Source organism: Neoroseomonas terrae (assembly GCF_018129025.1).
Lineage (GTDB): Bacteria > Pseudomonadota > Alphaproteobacteria > Acetobacterales > Acetobacteraceae > Neoroseomonas > Neoroseomonas terrae.
The window spans coordinates 1-1188 of the sequence record NZ_JAAEDI010000063.1 but is presented as its reverse complement, the minus strand read 5'-3'; the positions used below and the strand labels follow the sequence as shown (position 1 = coordinate 1188).

The 1188-nt window shown below is 65.9% G+C and carries 1 protein-coding gene; it reads right to left on the bottom strand.

All coding sequences use genetic code 11. The annotated features are described in order from the left end of the window. Window positions 1-1188 (bottom strand): elongation factor Tu, encoded by a 1188-nt coding sequence (gene tuf / locus GXW78_RS27680; protein ID WP_211872149.1) that lies wholly within the window; start codon window positions 1186-1188, stop codon window positions 1-3.

Sequence of the window (1188 nt, the reverse complement as noted above, 5' to 3'; positions counted from 1 at the left end):
TTACTTCGTGATCGACGCGACGACGCCGGCGCCGACGGTGCGGCCGCCTTCGCGGATGGCGAAGCGCAGCCCCTCGTCCATCGCGATCGGCGCGATCAGTTCCACGTCCATCGACACGTTGTCGCCCGGCATCACCATCTCCACCCCTTCCGGCAGAGACACCACGCCCGTCACGTCCGTCGTGCGGAAGTAGAACTGCGGACGGTAGTTCGTGAAGAACGGCGTGTGGCGGCCGCCTTCCTCCTTCGTCAGCACGTAGGCTTCCGCCTTGAACTTCGTGTGCGGCGTGATCGAACCAGGCGCGGCCAGCACCTGCCCACGCTCCACATCCTCACGCTTCGTGCCGCGCAGCAGCGCGCCGATGTTGTCGCCCGCCTGGCCCTGGTCCAGCAGCTTGCGGAACATCTCAACGCCCGTGACCGTCGTCTTCACCGTGTCCTTCAGGCCCACGATCTCGACTTCCTCACCGACCTTGACGATCCCGCGCTCAACGCGCCCCGTCACCACGGTACCGCGGCCCGAGATCGAGAACACGTCCTCGACCGGCATCAGGAACGGCTTGTCGACCTCGCGCGCCGGCTGCGGGATGTACGCATCCACCGCCGCCATCAGCTCCAGCACCGCCTGCTCACCGAGCTCCGGCGACTTGTCCTCGAGCGCCATCAGCGCCGAGCCCTTGATGATCGGGATGTCGTCGCCCGGGAACTGGTAGGACGACAGCAGCTCGCGCACTTCCATCTCGACCAGCTCGAGCAGGTCGGGGTCCGCCATGTCGCACTTGTTCAGGAACACCACCAGCGCCGGAACGCCCACCTGGCGCGCCAGCAGGATGTGCTCGCGCGTCTGCGGCATCGGGCCGTCGGCCGCCGACACCACCAGGATCGCGCCGTCCATCTGCGCCGCACCCGTGATCATGTTCTTCACGTAGTCGGCATGGCCCGGGCAATCGACATGCGCATAGTGCCGGTTCGGCGTCTCGTACTCGACATGCGCCGTCGAGATCGTGATGCCGCGAGCACGCTCCTCCGGCGCCTTGTCGATCTGGTCATACGCCGTGAACGACGCACCACCGGTCTTCGCCAGGACCTTGGTGATCGCCGCCGTCAGCGACGTCTTGCCATGATCCACATGCCCGATCGTGCCAATGTTGCAGTGCGGCTTGTTCCGCTCAAACTTTGCCTTCGCCAT